This window comes from Pseudomonas sp. 15C (genome assembly GCF_055484735.1).
Genome location: NZ_JBUDGD010000024.1, coordinates 25,282 through 43,796 on the forward strand (window position 1 = coordinate 25,282; position 18,515 = coordinate 43,796).

Here is an 18,515-nt window from a genome sequence, read left to right on the forward strand (position 1 = left end):
GCAGCATTGACGGGAAGCCGAACCTGGAGGGAAGGCAAACCAGGCCGGAAACTTTCTTAAATACGTACACCGATACGGAAACACTTCGCGCCTGTTTCGCCGAACACCGCTGTTTTAGCCTTGGCGCTGATGTTTCACCCACAGTCAAAAGGACTTGATTCACATGCCTCAACTACAAAACTTCGTCGCCATCGACTGGCGTGCCGGCCCGGATCGCATTTATTTCTTTTTCAAGGACAGCGAGACCTACTCTCGCTTTGATCTGGGCGCCAATAAGGTCTCCGATAACTACCCTGCCTCTACGGCTGGCAGCTGGGACAAATTCGACCCGTTCATCAAAGACCTGCGCTTCGGTTTCACCACCACGTCAATCGGCTTCAACGCCCCGGGCGATGAAGACATCGCGTGGTTATTCCATTACCAGGGCGCAACGCCCATGGTCTGCAAATACGACCAGGACAAAGATGCGGTTGCCAGTTTTCAGAAAGTCGCCGATTCGATATGGAAACCGATACTGCCGTACTTCGACCAGATCATTGCCGGCACCTGGTTTCAACTGACCGGGCAAGCGTTTCTGTTTCGCTTCATTCTCAATGACGGCCATTATCTGTCGTTCAATTACAGAGCAAAAACCCTGACGCGCAAGCCGTTCGGCGAATATCAACTGGGCGTATTGAAACCCTACAAAGACCGCATCATTACCGCCGCACAAAATGACCGGACGTTCGCCGACAGCCACTGGTACATCTTTCTGACCAACAATCAGTATCTGGTTTACAACATCCAGAGCGACCGACTGGTCTCCGGCCCGCACACGATCAACGAAGCGAACTGGCCCGGACTGCTGCGCGGCTGATTGGCCGAGCAAGAGAGAGCCTTGTACGATACGGGTTAATTATCGGTTAATCGCCGCCGCCCATTCTGCGCTCACTTGCACAGGGACAAGGCTCCTCCATGCGTCATTTTTTTCTTTTGTTCGCTCTCTTGGTCTCGGGTCTGGCCCAGGCCGGAAACAATCCATTCGATACGAAACCGGAGTTCTTGCCGGTCGACAAAGCTTTCGTGCTGACATCCGAACGTCTCGAGTCCGGGGAAACCCAGCTGTTCTGGCAGATCAGCGACGGCTATTACCTGTATCAGAAACGCTTGAAGTTCGACGGGCTCACCGCCGATCAGCAGCCGAAGCTGCCTGAAGGCGAGTCCCACAGCGACGAGTTCTTCGGCGAGCAACCGGTCTACCGTCAGGGTCTGGAAGTGAAAATTCCGACATCCGCCAGCGGTCAGATCAAGGTCAGCTATCAAGGCTGTGCCGATGCCGGTCTGTGTTATCCACCGCAAACCCGCGTGATTGATCTTGGCGGCAAGGCGACTGTTGCGCCGGGCGCGCAGGCAGCGGACGAGGCACTGGCCAGCAGCCTGCAACAGCGCGCCCTGGGCTGGAGTCTACTGGTATTCTTCAGCCTCGGTCTGTTATTGGCCTTTACCCCGTGCACCTTGCCGATGCTGCCGATTCTCGCCGGCATGGTGGTCGGCAGCGGCGCCACACCGCGGCGCGGCTTTGCTCTGGCCGGCAGCTACGTGATTTGCATGGCATTGGTCTATGCCGCGATGGGCGTCATTGCTGCGCTACTCGGTGCGAACCTGCAGGCGTGGTTGCAGAACCCCTGGTTGCTCGGCACGTTCGCGGCGATTTTCGTGATATTGGCCCTGCCGATGTTCGGCTTCTTCGAACTGCAACTGCCGGTCGCCCTGCGTGATCGCCTCGAACATGCCTCACGCAGTCGCAGCGGTGGCAGCCTGATCGGCGCCGGGGTGCTCGGTGCGCTGTCCGGTCTGCTGGTCGGCCCGTGCATGACCGCACCGCTGGCCGGCGCTCTGCTGTATATCGCGCAGACCGGCAATGCCTTGCACGGTGGCTTGATTCTGTTCTCGCTGGGCATCGGTATCGGTGTGCCGTTGCTGTTGCTGGTGACCGTGGGCAACCGCTTCCTGCCCAAACCCGGCGCGTGGATGAACCTGCTCAAAGGCGTGTTCGGTTTCCTCTTTCTTGCCACTGCGCTGTTGATGCTGCGCCCGGTACTCCATGCGTCGTTGTGGCTGGGCCTGTGCGGTGCATTGCTGTTGATCGCCGCGTTCTGCGCCTGGAAACAGTCCGAAGGTTTTGGCCGCGTCGCGCAGTTCTTCGGTGCCACTTCGCTGCTGCTCGGGTTGTGGGGCAGCCTGCTGGTGATTGGCGCGGCCGGCGGCAGCGACGACCCGTATCAACCGTTGCAGGTCTACAGCGCTGGCCGTGCCGGTTCGGTAACGTCAGCCGGGCATGACGCGTTCACCACGATCAAGGAGCCGGCGGCGTTGCAGCGCGAACTCGACGCGGCCAAAGCGCAGGGCCAGTGGGTGCTGCTCGATTACTACGCCGACTGGTGCGTGTCGTGCAAGGTCATGGAGAAGCAGGTATTCGGCAAGGCCAATGTGATGCAGGCGTTGAATGATGTGCGCCTGCTGCGGCTCGATGTCACCGCTGACAATGCCGCCAGCCGTGAGCTGCTCAGCCGCTACAAAGTGCCGGGGCCACCGAGTTTCGTCTGGATCGGCACCGACGGTGAAGAACGCCGCAGCCAGCGAATTACCGGCGAAGTCGATGCCGATACATTCCTGCAACGCTGGAACGCTACCCGAGACGCCCATTAATGCTCACTCTGACCCTCGGCACCTTTGCCATCGCGCTCAACCATCTGCTGCTGATCAGCGCCCTGGCGCTGGCGACTTTTGTCGGCTGGCGGGTGGCCAAGCGCGGTGGCGATAACCCCGAATCGGCACTGTTCAGCCTGTTTTTGCTGGGCATGCTCGCTGCGCGGGTGACCTTTGTCGCGTTGTACTGGTCGCACTATCGCGCTGACCCGTGGCAGATCATCGACCTGCGTGACGGCGGTTTCCTCGCCTGGCCGGGGGTGATCGTGCTGTTGCTGGCGGCGCTGTATCGCGGCTGGCGCCGTACCGGGCTGCGCCGGCCGCTGGGCTTTGGCGTGGCCAGCGGTGTGGCGTTCTGGCTGCTGGCGACGCTGTCGCTGAATATTTACGAACAAGGTACCCGTCTGCCGGACATCACCCTGCGCAACGCGGCCGGGCAAACCATCCAGCTCAGCGATTATCAGGGCGGGCCGCTGGTGATCAATCTGTGGGCGACCTGGTGCCCACCGTGTCGGCGCGAAATGCCGGTACTGGAACATGCCCAACAACAACGCCCGGACCTGACCTTCCTGTTCGTCAACCAGGCCGAAAGCATGCAAAGCGTGGCGACTTTCCTCGAAACCCAGGGCCTGAGCCTGAACAACGTACTGTTCGACCGCAGCGGTCGCCTCGGTCAGGCCGTGGGTTCGATGGCATTGCCGACTACGCTGTTCTATAGCCCCGACGGTCGCCTGCTGAGCAGCCACCTCGGTGAACTGTCGAACGCCAGCCTGGCCCGTGCGCTGGAAAGTTTCGACACGCCGATCCCCCATTCGAACCCGGCCACCCCACCGGCCACCTCTGCAAGGAAACTGCCATGCCCCGCCTCCGCCACCTGCTGACCTTGACCCTGAGCGGCGCCCTGCTGCACTTGCCGTCGGTGCAGGCTGCTGAAGAACTGCCCGCCGCGATCAAGCAGATCGAAGCCAAGGGCGCGAAGATCGTCGGCCAATTTGACGCCCCCGACGGCCTGCGTGGTTATGCGGCGCAATACCAGAATCGCGGCATGGCGCTGTACCTGACGCCGGATGGCAAGCACGTGCTGCTGGGTAATCTGTACGACGCTGACGGCAAGGACTTGAGCAGCGAGCCTCTGCAAAAACTGGTCTACGCGCCGATGGCCAAGGAAGTCTGGGCCAAGTTCGAGGCAAGCAACTGGATTCAGGACGGCAACAAGGACGCACCGCGCACGGTGTATTTGTTCAGCGATCCGAACTGCCCGTACTGCAACATGTTCTGGGAGCAGGCGCGGCCGTGGGTGAAAGCCGGCAAGGTGCAATTGCGCCACATCATGGTCGGCATCATTCGCGAAGACAGCCCGGGCAAATCGGCGGCGCTGCTGGCGGCGAAAGACCCGGCCAAGGCGCTGGAAGATCACGAAAAGGCTGGCAAGGGCAGCTCGCTCAAAGCCTTGAAGGATATTCCGGTGGCGGTGCAGACCAAGCTGGCGGCGAACATGCAGTTGATGGAAGACCTTGAGTTGCAGGCGACACCGGCGATCTTCTATATGGACGACAAGGGTGAGTTGCAACAACAGCAAGGGGCGCCGACGGCGGAGAAACTGGTGAAGATTCTGGGGCCTGAATAACTTCAGATTCTTTGTCGTCTGAAACGGCCTCTTCGCGGGCAAGCCCGCTCCCACAGTGACCGAGGTAATCACAAATTTCGTGTACGACACCAAATTTCTGTGGGAGCGGGCTTGCCCGCGATGAACGATGACTCGGTCTAAAGGTTGCGCTCGCTCAGGAAGCTCAACAACGCCTCAGTCACAAACTGCGGATTCTCCAGATTGGAGATGTGCCCCGCCTCCGGCACCAGCACGCACGGGCAGCCGATCAGTTCAGCCATTTCCCGGGCTTCTGCCGGTGGCCGTGGCTTGTCCTGATCGCCGCACAACACCAACGTTGTTGCTGCATTCAGCTCGCCCAGGCGTGGCAACAAGTCATCACGTCCAAAAGTGATGCGCCCCATCGGCACGATGCTGTCGCGCAGTCGATCCGAGGAGTACGCCGCCAGTTTTGCGCGGAAATCCTGATACAGCGCCGACTGCGGATCGATGCCCGGACGGAAGAAGATCGGCACGACGATATCGAGCAGTTGTTCGGAAATTTCGCCGCTGTCTTCGATCTGCTTGAACAGCGAGAAATAGTACTGGCGGGTCGGCTCGGGTTCGACGCCGACGTACGTGTCCATCAGCACCAGACCGTTGAGTCGTTGCGGCGCCGAGAGCGCCAGGCGCACGCCCCACATGCCGCCCACCGACAGGCCTACCAGCGTGACGCGGTCGATCTGCAGATGGTCGAGCAAGGCTTGCGCCTGACGGGCGATGTCATCCAGTGACGAGGTGCCTTCCGGCAACCGCCCCGACTCGCCATGGCCCCAAAGGTCCAGCGCAATCACCCGATAGTGCGGCGCCAGCGCGGCGATCTGCGGCGCCCACATGGCGTGATCCCACAAGTAACTGCCGGCCAGCAGCACCGCCGGCCCAGCGCCTTGATCGGTGTAATGCAGCGCTTGTCCGTCAACCGTGAAAAAAGGCATCAACCATCCCCCGCGAGAAAAAACAGAACCGGCAGACTGAGCTGCCGGTTGCTGATCGTCAAGGATCGAAATGTACAGTCACTTACCGGTTGATTTGGGTTGAATTGACCGACGCCATCGCTGGCAAGCCAGCTCCCACAGGGTTCAACGCCGTTCACAATATTTGTGCACACCGTAAAAACTGTGGGAGCTGGCTTGCCAGCGAAGAGGCCGGCCCAAGCGGCGAAGAACTACAGCCCTTCCAGCGCTGCCATCAGATCATTCAACCGATCAACCTTCTCTTCGGTGATCTCACTCGCCGCCAGTCCATCGATGTACTCGGCCAACTCCTCCACCGTGCTGCATTCGAACATCGCCCGCAGCGGCACGTCGCGTTGCAGGGTTTTCTGCACCCGCGAGGCAATCTGCGTGGCCAGCAATGAATGCCCGCCCAGCTCGAAGAAGTTGTCACGCACACCGACCTTGTCGACCTTCAGCACCTCGGCCCAGATACCCGCCAGGGTTTGCTCCAGCTCATTGCGTGGCGCCAGATAGTCGTGGCTGTGCAACTGACCGATTTCCAGCGTTGGCAGGGCTTTGCGGTCGAGCTTGCCGTTGGCGTTGAGCGGCAGTTGATCGAGCCACAGCCAGTGCAGCGGCACCATGTATTCCGGCAGTTCGGCGCGCAGGCGCTGTTTGATTCGCTCCAGGCGTTCGTTCGGGTTCAGTGTGGAATCCGCTGCGACCAGGTAACCCACCAGATGTTTGCCGTTAGCCCCCTCCTGCACACCGACTGCGCCGTCGCGCACTTCCGGCTGTTCATGCAGGCGTGCTTCGATCTCGCCCAGTTCGATGCGGTAACCGCGAATTTTCACCTGATGATCAACGCGGCCGACATACTCCAGCACGCCATCGTTGCGCCGCCGCGCCAGATCTCCGGTGCGATACAGACGCTCGCCCGGCGCACCGAACGGATTCGGCACAAACACCGGCGCAGTCCGTAGCGGATCGCTGACATAACCGCGACCGACACCGGTGCCGGCCACGCAGAGTTCACCCACCGCGCCCAACGGCACCAGCTCCAGCGCACCGTCGAGGAGATACAGTGAGTTGTTATCGGTCGGCGTACCGATCGGCAGATAGCTGCCACGCGTCGATGCGAGGTCGACACGGAAGAACGCCACATCGTCCGAGCACTCGGCCGGGCCATAGGCGTTGACCAGACCAATGTCCGGGTAACGCAGCAGCCATTGGTGCGCCAGCTCAGGCGGCATCGCTTCACCGGTTGGCAGCATCCAGCGCAAGCCATCCAAGCTCAGGCGTTCGGAGGCGAGCATACCCTGAATCAGCGACGGCACACTTTCCAGCACGGTGATGCCCTGCGCTTGCACATGCACCAGCAAACCCTGCGGGTCATGGGCGATGGCGTTCGGCACGATGTCGACCCGCGCGCCGAACAACGGCGCGGCGAGGAACTGCCAGACCGAAATGTCGAAACTTTGCGAAGCGGTCTGCGCGATCACATCGGTTTCGCTCAGTTGCAGATACGGCACCTTGCTCAACTGGTTGTTGAGCATGCCGCGCTGCTCGACCATCACCCCTTTCGGCAGCCCGGTGGAGCCCGAGGTATAGATCACGTAAGCGAGATTGTCCGGGCCGCTGTAAAGGCCGGGATTGTCAGCCGATGTCGCCGCCGCCTGGAGTTCTTCCCAGACCAACAACCGTGGGCGATGGGCGCAACCGCACTCATCCAGCAACGCTTGCGCCTGTTCGCGGCAGGCTTGGCTGCAGACCAGCACCGGCGTGCGGCTCAGCTCGACGATACGTTGCAGGCGCTGGCTCGGCAGGCCCGGGTCCAGCGGCAGATAGCCGGCGCCGGCCTTGAAGCTGCCGACAATCATGCCGAGCAGGTCGAGGTTGCGTTCGCCCAGCAGCGCCACCGGTTGATCGAACTGCACCCCGGCGGCGATCAATGCATGACCGAGACGGTTGGCGCGCTGATTCAGTTCGGCATAGCTCAGTTGCTGATCGAGATAACTGGCCGCGATGCGTTGCGGATGCGCGGCGACCTGCGCTTCGAAAAGCGCCACGTAACTCTGCTCCAGCGGATAATCCTGCGCACTCTCGTTGCACCCGTGCAGCAGGAACTCCTGCTCCTGCGCACCGAGCAGCGGCAGCTCGGCCATGTCGCCATGGAAACCCTCGACCAGCGCCAGCAGCAAGCGCTTGAACTCAGCGAGCAGGCGCTGGACCGTCGATTCGTCGAAATAGCGCTGGTCATACGACAGGTGCAGGCCGAGGTCATCGCCCGGGTAACACACCGCCGTCAGCGGGAAGTTGGTGTGGGTCCGGCCGGAATCCGAGGTCGCATTGAGGCTCTGCGCACGGTCCAGTACCGAGACTTCCACCGGGGCGTTTTCAAAGACGAACAGGCTGTCGAACAGCGGCTGGCCCTTGGGTAATTCGCTTTGTTCCTGGATGTTCACCAAAGGCAAATATTCGTACTCGCGCAACTGCATGTTGCGGTCGAGCAGCGCGCTCAGCCAGTGCCGCACGCTGCAGCGTTCATCGTCCGCCGGCATCTGCACCCGCAGCGCAATGCTGTTGATGAACAGACCGACGGTGCGTTGCATTTCCGGCATGTCCACCGGGCGCCCGGCCACGGTGACGCCGAACAGCACGTCGCGATCACCGCTGAGGCGGCGCAGGACCAACGCCCACGCGGCTTGCGCAAACGTGTTGATGGTCAGCTGATGCGCCTGCGCCAGTTCACGCAACCGCGCACCGTCCTCGACATTGAGGCGGGTGTAGCAGTCGCCGACGATCATCCCACCGCTTTCGCCGGCATGTTCACGCAGGAACGGACGGTCGCTCGGGATCGGTGTGGTGCGCTCGAAGCCTTGCAGATTCTGCTGCCACCACTGCCGCGCCTCGGCCAGGCTCTGACGTTGCAGCCAGCCGATGTAATCGCGATAACGCGGCGGCGTGCTCAACTGCGCTTCGCGGCCTTCGCCGAGGGCGCTGTAGATCTCGAAGAAATCGTTCATCAGCAACGAGCGGCACCAGGCATCGATAAGGATGTGGTGATTGCTCATCATGAACCAGTAACGCGCCGCGCCGACCTTGATCAGGCGCAGATGAAACGGCGCCTGAACGAGCAGATCGAAACCCGCCTCGCGCTCGCTTTTCAGCAGCGCTTGCAACTGCGGTTCCTGCTCGGCCTCGGCGATGGTGCTCCAGTCCAGGTATTCGATCGGCGTGCGACCCGGCGTGTGGATCACTTGCAGCATGTCCTCGCCGACGTTCCAGCAGAACGATGCCCGCAACGCTTCATGCCGGGCGACCACCGCTTGCCAGGCCTGGGCGAAGCGCTGGGTGTCGAGTTCGCTGTTGATGCGGTAGCGATCCTGCATGTAGTACAGACCGGTGCCCGGTTCGAGCAAGGTGTGCAGCAGCATGCCCTCCTGCATCGGCGTCAGCGGATAGACGTCTTCGATGTGCGCGGCCGGCACCGGCAGCGCATCGAGTTGCGTCTGGGTCAGTTGCGCCAGCGGGAAGTCCGAGGGCGTCAGGCCACCGGCCTCGTCTTGCAGACAATGGGCGATCAGGTTTTGCAGCTCAGCCAGGTAGGCATTGGCCAGATCGGTAATGGTCCGGGCGTCGAAACGCTCGGCGCTGAAGGTCCAGCGCAGCTGCAGTTCGCCGCCGTAGACTTGGCTGTCGACACTCAATTCATTTGGCAACGGCGCCTGCGGATCGTGGGCGGCACCGACCGGCTCGTCGAGCGGACGGAACAGCGCATCGCTGGCGAAGCTCTGGTCGAACTGACCGAGGTAGTTGAAGGTGATCGGCGCGCTCGGCAACGCGGTCATGCTCGCGCGGCTGGCGTCGTCAGCCAGATAACGCAGCACGCCGTAACCCAGGCCTTTGTGCGGCACTGCACGAAATTGTTCTTTGATCGCTTTGATCGACGCGCCCTGCCCGGCGCTTTCTTCACTGGCGCACGGCGTCAGGCGCAGCGGGTAAGCGCTGGTGAACCAGCCGACCGTGCGGGTCAGATCGATCTCGTCGAATAAGGTCTCGCGGCCGTGGCCTTCCAGTTGAATCAGCGCCGACGCCTCGCCCGTCCAACGGCACAGCACACGGGCCAGCGCGGTCAGCAGCAAGTCGTTGACCTGCGTGCGGTAAGCGCTCGGCGCCTGTTGCAGCAGTTGCCGGGTACACTCGGCATCAAGGCGTACGCTGACGGTTTGCGCGTGACGATGCTGTCGCCCGCCCTGTGGATTCGCACAAGGCAGATCGGCGCTCGGCCCGGCCAGTTGGGCCTGCCACCAACCGAGTTCTTCGCGCAGGGATTCGCTGCCGGCGTAGGCCTGCAAACGCGCGGCCCAATCCTTGAACGCGCTGGTTTTCGCCGGCAGCTGCAGCGGCTGCTCGGCGTCGAGCTGGCGATAGACCGTTTGCACATCGTCGAGCAACACACGCCACGAAACACCGTCGACCACCAAGTGATGAATCGCCATGAACAGACGTTGCTGGCCTTGCGGGCCGTCGACCAGCACCGCCCGTAGCAGCGGGCCTTGCGCCAGATCGAGGCTGCGCTGGGCCTCGGCGAACAGGGCTTGGCAAGCCTCCATCGATTCGACGCGGCGATGCCATAAGAAATTCGCAGCGGACAGCGGTTCATGGGTCGCTTGCCACTGACCATTGACCTCGGCGAAACGCAGACGCAATGCATCGTGGTGCTCGATTACCGCCAGTAGCGCTTGCCCCAGAATCTGCGCTTGCAGCGCCGCGCTCGGCTCCAGCAGCAACGCCTGGTTCCAGTGCTGTCGCTGGGGAATGTCGGTGTCGAAGAACCAATGCTGAATCGGCGTCAGGCGCGACTCGCCGGCCACCAGACCCTGCTCGGCCGTCACCCGCTCGGTGCGGCTGGCGACGGCGGCGAGGCTGTGCACGGTCTGATGCTGGAATAGATCCCGCGGGCTGAAATGAATGCCCTGTTGACGCGCGCGGCTGACCACTTGAATCGACAGAATCGAGTCGCCGCCGAGTTCGAAGAAGTTGTCGTTAAGGCCAACTCGTTTGACGTTGAGCACTTCACACCAGATCTGCGCGAGGCTCTGCTCCAGTTCATTGCTCGGCGCCACATAGTCCTGACGGTTTAGCTCAGGGTCTGGCGCGGGCAAGGCGCGGCGGTCGAGTTTGCCGTTGGCGGTCAGCGGCATGCTCGCCAACAGAATCAGGTGGGTCGGCACCATGTAATCCGGCAGTTGTGCCTTGAGGTGCGCCTTCAGCGCTTCGCGCAGTTCGATCTGGCTGGCTTCGCTTTGCCCGGCGACTTCAGTCACCAGATAGCCAACCAGTTGCTTGCCGCTTGGCGCATCCAGTGCGAGTACCACCGCTTCGCGAATCGAATCGTGATCGAGCAGGCGGGTTTCGATTTCACCGAGTTCGATGCGGAAACCGCGAATCTTCACCTGATGATCGATACGCCCCAGATATTCCACCAGCCCATCGGCTCGCTGGCGCACCAGATCGCCGGTGCGGTACATGCGCCCGCCATCAGCGGCAAACGGATCGGCGACAAACCGCTCCGCGCTGATGCCCGGACGATCGTGATAGGCCTGCGCCAGCCCGGCGCCACCGACAAACAGTTCACCGGTCGCACCTTGCGGCACCAGCGCCAGATCGGCATCGAGAATGTACGCCACGCGCGCGCCGATCACGCTGCCGATCGGCACACTGCCGGCGCCCTCCTCCAGCACCTCTGGCGCCAGACTGGCCAACGGCATGACCACGGTTTCCGTTGGGCCATAGGCATTGAAGAACAGCGCCGGTTTGAAGGCTGCACGAATCCGTTGCAGGTGTTCGCCGGTCAGTGCTTCGCCGCCGGTAATGATCATCCGCACTGGCAGGATTTGATCTTGCGTGGCGAGGAACTGCGCCAACTGGCTGCCATAGCTTGGGGTGAAACCGAGGACATTGATCCGATGATCACGAATCAAACCGCAGATTTCCTCGGCGTCCCACTGACCTTGCGCACGCAGCACCACCTGCGCGCCGCTGAGCAACGGCACCAGCAGCCGCTCGGTGGCGGCGTCGAAGTTGATCGAATAGAAGTGCAGCTCGCAGTCGTCGTGGCGCATGCCGAAACGTTCGATCACCGCTTGGCAGTGCATGGCGATTTCGCCGTGGGAAACCACCACGCCTTTCGGTTTGCCGGTCGAACCCGAGGTGTAGATCAGGTACGCCTGATGCTGCGCCAGGCTGATCAATGGCAACTCGGTCACTGGGTAATCGGCGAGTGCCGCGCTGTCGTCTTCCAGGCACCAGCGCACGACGCCCTGCGGCAGTTCGCCGAGGGCGGCGAACATTGCCCGATCGCTGAGCAGCAGACCGATGCGGCTGTCTTCGATCATGTAGTGCAGACGGTCGAGCGGGTATTCCGGGTCGAGCGGCACATACGCGCCGCCGGCCTTGAGAATCGCCAGCAGGCCGATGACCATTTCCAGCGAACGCTCCAACGCCAGACCGACTCGCACTTGCGGACCAACGCCGCGTTCGCGCAGGGCCCAGGCCAGACGATTGGCGCGGGCGTCGAGTTCGGCGTAGCTCAGGGTTTGCCCGGCAAAGGTCAGCGCCGGCGCATCCTGGCGCGCCAGTGCCTGTTCGGCGAACAGGTGATGGATGCACTGGTCGAGACGGTGCACGCCCGCCTCGACACCCAGGCTGTCGAGCAAGTGTTGTTGCTCGGCTGGGTCGAGCAGCGGCAGTTCGCCGAGGCGTTGCTGCGGGTCGGCGATCAGTGCCTCAAGCAGGTTGCGCCAATGCCCGGCCATGCGCGCGATGGTCGGCTCGTCGAACAGATCGGTGCTGTAGGTCAGGCAGCAACCGAGGCGCTGATCGAGGTCGGTGACCTCCAGGTTGAGATCGAATTTGGTCGCGCGGGCATCGTTGGCCAGGTACTCGACGGTCATGCCGGCCAGGCTGCGGCTCTGCTGGAACTCCCAGCGCTGCACGTTGCACATCACCTGGAACAGCGGGTTGTACGCAGCGCTGCGCGGCGGCTGCAACGCTTCGACCAGATGATCGAACGGCAGATCCTGATGCGACTGGCCTTCGATCACCGTGTGGCGTACCTGCTCGAACAATTCGCCGACCGACATCATGCCGTCGAGCTGGCAACGCAATACCTGCGTATTAAGGAAGGCACCGATAAGCCCTTCGCTTTCCGGCCGGATGCGGTTGGCAACCGGCGCGCCGATGCGCAGATCGGTCTGGCCGCTGTAGCGGTACAGCAAGGTGGCGAGCGCAGCCGTCATGGTCATGAACAGGGTCAGACCGTGTTGCGCATTGAATGCCCGCACGCGCGCGGCGAGGTCGTCGCTCAGGTCGAAACGGAACAGTTCGCCCTGATGACTTTGCACCGGTGGTCGTGGACGATCACCCGGCAGCTCCAGCAATGGATGTTCGCGTCCCAGTTGCGCGGTCCAGTAGTCGAGCTGACGCTGACGCTCGCCGGATTCCAGCCAGTGGCGCTGCCAGACGCTGTAGTCCAGGTACTGCACCGGCAGCGGCTCCAGCGGCGATTCGCGCTCATCGACAAAGGCTTCATACAACGCACTGAGTTCGCGGGCGAAGATGTCCATCGCCCAGCCTTCGGTGACGATGTGGTGCAGGGTCAGGACGAAGTAATGCTCGTGCTCTGCGGTCTTTACCAGACAGGCGCGCAGCAGCGGGCCGGTTTCCAGATCGAACGGCCGATGCGCTTCTTCGTCAGCCAGTTGCTGGACCTGTTGCTCACGCACTTCAGCAGCAGATCCGGAGAAATCCTTCCAGCCCATGCGCACACCTGTTTCGCCATGCACCTGCTGACGGGCGACGCCGTCGATGCTGGGGAATGTGGTGCGCAGGGTTTCGTGGCGCAGGATCAGCGCTTGCAGGGCCGCTTCAAAATGCTCGACGTGCAATACGCCGCGCAGCCGCGCCATGCCGCCGACGTTGTACGCCGGGCTGTCCGGTTCCATCTGCCAAAGGAACCACATGCGCTGTTGCGAATAGGACAGCGGCACCGCTTGGCTGCGATCGACTTTGGCAATCGGTGGCTGTTCGTTGGTGCGCCCGCTGAGCTGGATCTGGCGAACCTGCTCGGTGAAATCGCCGAGTTCGCTGTGTTCGAACAAGGCACGCAGCGGCAGCTCGACGTCGCAGGCCTGACGGGTGCGCGAGATGATTTGCGTGGCCAGCAGCGAATGGCCGCCCAGGGCGAAGAAATCGTCGCGCAGGCCGACCCGGGTCAGGCCCAGCACTTCACGCCAGATCGCGGTGATCTGCTGTTGCAGTTCAGTCACCGGTTCGACGTGCTCGCGCATCTGCCATTGCGGCTCGGGCAAGGCACGGCGGTCGAGTTTGCCGCTGGGGCTCAATGGCATGACGTCGAGGCGCAGCAGTTGCGCCGGGACCATGTATTCCGGCAGCTCGGCGGCCAGTGCGGCTTTCAGGCGAGTGATCTGCTCATCGTGGTTTTCGCTGGCATCGCTGGCGGTGAAGTAGCCGATCAGTTGCGCGCCGGCAGCCGTTTCGCGCACCAGCAACACGGCTTGAGCGACCCCCTCCTGGGCGAGCAATCGTGCCTGGATTTCTTCCGGTTCAACGCGGAAGCCGCGCAGCTTGACCTGTTGATCGAGACGGCCGAGGTATTCGATCACGCCGTCATGGGTCCAGCGTGCGCGGTCGCCCGTGCGGTACAAACGTGCGCCCTGCTCGCCCAGTGGATCGACGACAAAGCGTTCGGCGGTCAATGACGGACGCGCCAGGTAACCGCGAGCCAGACCGATGCCGCTGATGCATAACTCGCCCGGCACACCGGCCGGCAGCGGATTCAGATCAGCATCCAGCACCCGGCAGATCACATTGCCCAATGGACGGCCAATCGGCGAGCGTTCACCATCGGCAGCAGTGCAATGCCAGTGGGTGACGTTGATCGCGGTTTCGGTCGGGCCATAACGGTTATGCAGTTGCACCGCTGGCAGTTGCGCCAGCACGCGGTTGCGCAGTTCGGCGGGCAGCGCTTCACCGCCAGAAAAGACCCGGCGCAGGCTGGTGCATTCAATGCTCAGCGGTTCATCGATGAACAGCGCCAGCAGCGGTGGCACGAAGTGCAGCGTGGTCACGCCAAACTGCTGCACGAGCTGGGCGATGCGATGCGGATCGCGATGTTCACCGGGACCGGCGAGCAACAACCGTGCGCCGGTGATCAATGGCCAGAAACACTCCCACACCGAGACGTCGAAACTGATCGGCGCTTTTTGCATCAGCACATCGGTTTCATCGAGACGGTAGGTGTTCTGCATCCATTGCAGACGTTCGGCCAGTGCCGCGTGGGTATTGCCGACGCCTTTTGGCTGGCCGGTGGAGCCCGAGGTGTAAATCACGTAAGCGAGGTTGTCGCCATGCAGGTGCAGACCCGGTGCCTGGCTCGGCCAGCTTTCCAGATGCAACGCATCCATGGCGATCACGCTGACGCCGTCGCTGGCCGGCAGGCGCTCGAGCAGTCGGGTCTGGGTCAGGAGCAATTCGACGCCGCTGTCGCGCAGCATGTAGGCCAGCCGCTCAGCCGGGTACTCCGGGTCCAGCGGCACGTAGGCGCCGCCAGCCTTGATGATGGCCAACAGACCGATCAACAGTTGCGGCGAACGCTCGGCGGCGATCCCAACGCAAACATCCGGACCAACGCCTTTGTCGCGCAAATAATGTGCGAGGCGGTTGGCTTGCGTATGCAGTTCGGCGAAATCGAGGCTGCCGCCGTCCCACACCAGCGCCGTGCGCTGCGGGGTCAGGCCTGCCTGTTGATCGAGCAGTTCCGGCAGCCATTGTTGCGCACGGGAGCAGGGTTCTGCGCTCCACTGTTGCTGGTGCTGCTGTTCATCGGGTGCCAGCAATTGCAGATCGCCGATCGCCTGCTGCGGGTGCTCGCAGGCATCGCGCAACAGGTTGCAGAAGTGCTCGGCCAGTCGCTCGATGGTGGCCGCGTCGAACAGTTCGCTGGCGTAATCGAAGGACAGGGTCAGACGCCCGTTGCGGTCTTCTTCGCTGTGCAGTTGCAGGTCGAACTTGGCTTCGCGGCTGTGCCACGGCAGCTCTTCGGCGAGCAGCCCCGGCAAGCGCTTGAGCGCACTCAAGTCACGCTGCTGGTGGTTGAACATGACCTGGAACAGCCCGTGTTCGCGCGCCTGCGGAAACACTTCGAGCAGTTGTTCGAACGGCAGATCCTGATGCGCTTGTGCGCCAAGTGCCGCCAGCCGTGTCTGGGCCAGCAGTTGGGCAAACGACTGGCGAGAATCGATCTGCGCACGCAGCACCTGGGTGTTGATGAAGAAACCGATCAATCCTTGGGTTTCCAGGCGCGGACGGTTGGCGTTGGGCACGCCAATGCGAATGTCACGCTGACCGCTGTAGCGATACAACAGGCTTTGCAAAGCGGCGAGCAACAGCATGAAGGTGGTCGATTCATGCGCCTGCGCCGTGTTGCGGATGGCTTCGCCGAGGCTCGCCTCCAGACGCAGACTATGCCGCGCTGCGCTGTGTTTTTGCCTGGCGGAGCGTGGGTGATCGGTGGCCAGTTCCAGCGCCGGGTGCTCATCGCCCAGTTGTGCTTGCCAGTACGCCAGTTGCCGCTCGCCTTCGCCTTGTGCCAGCCATTGGCGCTGCCAGTTGCCGTAGTCGGCGTATTGCGTGGCCAGCGCTGGCAGCTCGGCCGTCGCGCCTTGGCTGGCGGCGGCGTACAGGCGCGAGAATTCGTCGAGCAGAATATTCAGCGACCAACCGTCGGCGATGATGTGGTGCATCGTCACCAGCAATTGATGATCTTCGTCGTCGAGGCGCACCAGAGTCACCTGCAGCAGCGGACCTTTTTCCAGATCGAATTGCTTATACGCCTGGTCTTCACGGATCTGCCGCGCGCGGGCTTCGCGCTCGGCGGCCGGCACGTCGCTGAGGTCGATCAATTGCAGGTTGAATTCACCGGCCGCCAGCACTTGCTGCAAGGCGACGCCGTCGCGCTCGAAGAAGCGTGTGCGCAGGGATTCGTGGCGCTCGATCAGTTGCTGGAAACTGCTGCGCAGGGCGACCTCGTCGAGTTCACCGCGCAAGCGCAAGGCACCCGGAATGTTGTAGGCGCTGCTGTGCGGGTCGAGTTGCCAGGTAATCCACAAGCGGTTCTGTGCCAGCGATTGCGGCATCGGCTCGTTGCGCGGCAACGTGGCGATTACACCTTGGGCGCTGCCGCCGGCCTGCTGCTGTTGCGCCACGGCAGCAGCGAACGCCGACAGGGTTGACGCCTCGAACAGCAGACGCAGGTTCAGCTCCAGCGCGAGCTCTTCGCGCACCCGGGCGATCACTTGCGTGGCCGCGATCGAGTTGCCGCCGAGCAGGAAAAAATGATCGTCGCCGGCGACCTGTTTGACGTTCAGTTGCTCGGCCCAGATCTGCCCGATCCGCGCTTGCAGATCCGAGCCACTGGTGGGCGCAGCCTGGGCTTCGGTCGTCGTCGATGGGAACAGCGCGTAACTGTCGAGGCTGCCATCGGCCAGACCTGTGCGGCATGCCGAGCGCTGCAACTTGCCGCTGGAAGTTTTCGGCAAGGCGCCCGGATTGAGCAGGATCACCACGCTTGGCGCCTGTTGATACGCCTCGGCCACGGCTTGGCGAATGGCTTTGATCAAGGCTTGCGGCGCAAGGATTTTCTGCACGCTGCGGCTGATTTCCGCAGCGATACCGATGCCCTCCTCGCCCTCGTGATTGACGGCGAACGCAGCGACGCGGCCCTTGCGCACCACTTCCACTTCGTTCTCGACGGTCTTCTCGATGTCCTGCGGATAGAGGTTATGGCCGCGCACGATCAGCATGTCTTTCAGGCGCCCGGTGATGAACAGCTCGCCGTTGCGCAGAAAACCCAGATCACCGGTACGCAGCCAGGTGCGGCCAGCGTGCTGGACGAAGGTCTTGGTGCTGGCCTCGGGGTTGCGCCAGTAGCCGTGAGCGATGCTCGGCCCGGCGGCCCAGACTTCACCGACGGCGTTATCCGCCAGTTCTTTCAGCGAATTCGGTTCGACGATCAGTACCGCGTGGCCCGGTTGGCTGATGCCGCAGCTCATGATCGCACTGCCATCACCCGGTTCGGCGCGGTTCTGCGCCAAGGCTTGATCGTCGACACGCAAGACTGGAATACCGGTGCCGCGCGGCGTGCCGGCAACGAACAGCGTCGCTTCGGCCAGCCCATACGAAGCCATGAAACTGTCAGCGCTGAAACCGCTGGCGGCGAACTTCTCGGCGAAGCGTTCGAGGCTGTCGAGGCGGATCGGTTCAGAGCCGGAATACGCCACACGCCAGCGGCTCAAATCCAGACGCGCCAGGGCGGATTCGCTGACCCGTTCGCTGCACAAGCGATAGGCAAAATCCGGCCCGCCGCTGATGGTGCCGCCGTATTCGCTGATCGCTTCCAGCCAGCGCAACGGTCGACCGAGGAAATACGCTGGCGACATGAGTATGCACGGCACGCCGCTGAAGATCGGCTGCAGTAAACCGCCGATCAGCCCCATGTCGTGGTACAGCGGCAGCCAGCTGACGATCACATCGTCCGGATTGACGTCGATGCCGAAACCGTGGCGGATCAACTGTTCGTTGGCGACCAGATTGCCGTGGCTGACCTGCACACCTTTGGGCAATGCGGTGGACCCGGAGGTGTATTGCAGGAAGGCGAGGTGATCTGCCGTCAGCGTCGGCTCGAGCCAGTTTTCTGCCAGCGCCTCGTCGAGGCTGTCGACGCACAGCAGCGGCGGCGCGCCTTCGATCTGCTGCAAGGCGTCGCGCAGATCGGCGCTGGTCAGCAACAGGCGCGGTTCGGCATCGGCAATGATCGACAGCAGTCGTTCCTGATGATGACGCCGTGTCGATTCCGGCGGATAGGCCGGCACTGCGATCACGCCGGCGTACAGGCAACCAAAAAACGCCGCGACGTAATCCGGGCCGCTGGGAAACAGCAACACCGCGCGGTCGCCCGACTCGGCCTCGGCCTGCAACGCGGCAGCGATGGTCCGCGCCCGCCGATCGAGTTCGCGATAACTGAGCACCACAGCCTGCTCCTGGTTTTCGGCAAGAAAACGCAAAGCCAGTCGATCCGGCGTCAGGGCCGCGCGGCGCTGAAGGGCTTGGACCAGGGTGCTGGGGAGTTCGAACGCGTCGGTCATGAGGTTTCCTGCCTGAAT

The 18,515-nt window shown here is 62.5% G+C and carries 6 protein-coding genes; 4 read left to right on the forward strand and 2 right to left on the reverse strand.

Translation table 11 applies throughout. The features are described from left to right. The first annotated feature begins 163 nt into the window (after window positions 1–163). From ACYYKW_RS14350 to dsbG, 4 genes are all read left to right on the forward strand, one after another. Complete coding sequence (locus ACYYKW_RS14350; protein WP_464990406.1) at window positions 164–856, forward strand: hypothetical protein; 693 nt, start codon at window positions 164–166, stop codon at window positions 854–856. A 98-nt stretch (window positions 857–954) separates the two neighbouring features. Then, entirely contained in the window at window positions 955–2,688 is a 1,734-nt protein-coding gene (gene dsbD / locus ACYYKW_RS14355; RefSeq protein WP_464990407.1) for a protein-disulfide reductase DsbD, read from the forward strand. Then, window positions 2,688–3,569: a TlpA family protein disulfide reductase gene (locus ACYYKW_RS14360; protein WP_464990408.1), complete on the forward strand. Its 882-nt coding sequence runs from the start codon at window positions 2,688–2,690 to the stop codon at window positions 3,567–3,569. The genes dsbD and ACYYKW_RS14360 overlap by 1 nt, the downstream gene beginning before the upstream one ends. After that, window positions 3,545–4,315, forward strand: a complete 771-nt coding sequence (dsbG, locus tag ACYYKW_RS14365; RefSeq protein ID WP_093099791.1) for a thiol:disulfide interchange protein DsbG — start codon at window positions 3,545–3,547, stop codon at window positions 4,313–4,315. Before ACYYKW_RS14360 ends, dsbG begins: the two co-directional genes overlap by 25 nt. A 137-nt stretch (window positions 4,316–4,452) precedes the next feature. Here the strand turns inward: dsbG and ACYYKW_RS14370 are convergent, their stop codons facing one another. Together ACYYKW_RS14370 and ACYYKW_RS14375 are read right to left on the reverse strand one after the other, a co-directional pair. Beyond that, a complete protein-coding gene (locus tag ACYYKW_RS14370) occupies window positions 4,453–5,268 on the reverse strand; it encodes an alpha/beta fold hydrolase (protein ID WP_464990409.1) in 816 nt (271 codons plus the stop codon). 230 nt (window positions 5,269–5,498) lie between these two features. Continuing rightward, entirely contained in the window at window positions 5,499–18,497 is a 12,999-nt protein-coding gene (locus tag ACYYKW_RS14375) for a non-ribosomal peptide synthetase (RefSeq protein WP_464990410.1), read from the reverse strand. Between the last annotated feature and the right edge of the window lie 18 nt (window positions 18,498–18,515).

What these genes read in the sequence shown, in the direction of transcription:
- ACYYKW_RS14375 (WP_464990410.1), bottom strand. Translation starts at nt 18,497, where the DNA reads ATGACCGACGCGTTCGAACTCCCCAGCACCCTGGTCCAAGCCCTTCAG.
- dsbD (WP_464990407.1), top strand. Translation starts at nt 955, where the DNA reads ATGCGTCATTTTTTTCTTTTGTTCGCTCTCTTGGTCTCGGGTCTGGCC.
- dsbG (WP_093099791.1), top strand. Translation starts at nt 3,545, where the DNA reads ATGCCCCGCCTCCGCCACCTGCTGACCTTGACCCTGAGCGGCGCCCTG.
- ACYYKW_RS14360 (WP_464990408.1), top strand. Translation starts at nt 2,688, where the DNA reads ATGCTCACTCTGACCCTCGGCACCTTTGCCATCGCGCTCAACCATCTG.
- ACYYKW_RS14350 (WP_464990406.1), top strand. Translation starts at nt 164, where the DNA reads ATGCCTCAACTACAAAACTTCGTCGCCATCGACTGGCGTGCCGGCCCG.
- ACYYKW_RS14370 (WP_464990409.1), bottom strand. Translation starts at nt 5,268, where the DNA reads ATGCCTTTTTTCACGGTTGACGGACAAGCGCTGCATTACACCGATCAA.